The sequence below is a fragment of the Streptomyces sp. NPDC030809 genome, assembly GCF_055572195.1.
This window is the reverse complement of the sequence record NZ_JBVIDV010000055.1, coordinates 1-1,622: the sequence shown is the minus strand read 5'-3', so window position 1 is coordinate 1,622 and position 1,622 is coordinate 1. Positions and strand designations below refer to the sequence as shown.

At 71.3% G+C, this 1,622-nt stretch carries 1 protein-coding gene; it reads left to right on the top strand.

All coding sequences use genetic code 11. The annotated features are described in order from the left end of the window. On the top strand, window positions 1–1,622 hold a 1,622-nt coding region (locus ACZ407_RS34885), incomplete at both ends, for an acetyl-CoA carboxylase biotin carboxylase subunit (RefSeq protein ID WP_468135566.1).

Sequence of the window (1,622 nt, the reverse complement as noted above, 5' to 3'; positions counted from 1 at the left end):
GTTGCGCGGGCCTGCCGGGATGCGGGGATCGCGAGCGTTGCCGTTTACGCGGATCCGGACCGGGATGCTCTGCATGTCCGTGCGGCCGATGAAGCGTTCGCTCTGGGCGGTGACACCCCGGCCACCAGTTATCTGGACATTGCGAAGGTCTTGCAGGCCGCGGCGGATGCCGGTGCGGATGCGGTCCACCCCGGTTACGGGTTCTTGTCGGAGAACGCGGAGTTCGCGCAGGCGGTGATCGATGCGGGTCTGACGTGGATCGGTCCGCCGCCGCAGGCGATCCGGGACCTGGGTGACAAGGTCGCGGCCCGGCACATCGCGCAGCGTGCGGGTGCGCCGCTGGTGGCGGGCACGCCGGATCCGGTGTCGGGTGCGCAGGAGGTCGTGGCCTTCGCGCAGGAGCACGGCCTGCCGATCGCGATCAAGGCGGCGTTCGGTGGTGGCGGGCGGGGTCTGAAGGTGGCCCGCACGCTGGAGGAGGTGCCCGAGCTCTACGACTCCGCGGTGCGTGAGGCGGTCGCGGCGTTCGGGCGCGGGGAGTGCTTCGTGGAGCGCTACCTCGACAAGCCGCGGCATGTGGAGACGCAGTGCCTGGCAGACGCGCACGGCAACGTGGTGGTGGTCTCCACCCGTGACTGCTCGCTGCAGCGCCGCCATCAGAAGCTGGTCGAGGAGGCCCCGGCCCCGTTCCTGAGCCAGGCCCAGAACGAGCAGCTCTACGCGGCGTCGAAGGCCATCTTGAAGGAGGCCGGCTACGTCGGCGCCGGCACGGTGGAGTTCCTGGTGGGTGCCGACGGCACGATCTCCTTCCTGGAGGTCAACACCCGTCTGCAGGTCGAGCACCCGGTGACCGAGGAGGTCACCGGCATCGACCTGGTCCGCGAGATGTTCCGCATCGCCGACGGCGAGGAACTCGGCTACGGCGACCCCGTCTTGCGCGGGCACTCCTTCGAGTTCCGCATCAACGGCGAGGACCCGGGCCGGGGCTTCCTGCCCGCCCCCGGCACCGTCACCCTCTTCAGCCCGCCCACCGGACCCGGTGTCCGCCTGGACGCAGGCGTGGAATCCGGCAGCGTCATCGGACCCGCCTGGGACTCCCTGCTCGCCAAGCTGATCGTCACCGGCGCCACCCGCGAGCAGGCCCTCCAGCGCGCGGCCCGCGCGCTGGCCGAGTTCCGCGTCGAGGGCATGGCCACCGCCATCCCCTTCCACCGCGCCGTCGTCGCCGACCCCGCCTTCAACCCCGCCGGCGGCAACCCGTTCACGGTCCACACCCGCTGGATCGAGACCGAGTTCGTCAACGACATCCCCGCCTTCACCGCCCCCGCCGCCGAGGAGGACCAGGACGAGCCCGGCCGCGAGACCGTCGTGGTCGAAGTCGGCGGCAAGCGCCTGGAAGTCTCCCTGCCCTCCAGCCTGGGCATGACCTTGGCCCGCACCGCAGCCGCAGGCGGCGCCAAGCCCAAGCGCCGCGCGGCGAAGAAGTCCGGGCCGGCCGCCTCGGGCGACACCCTGGCCTCCCCCATGCAGGGCACCATCGTCAAGGTCGCCGTCGAGGAAGGCCAGCAGGTCGCCGAAGGCGACCTCGTCGTGGTCCTCGAAGCCATGAAGATGGAACAGCC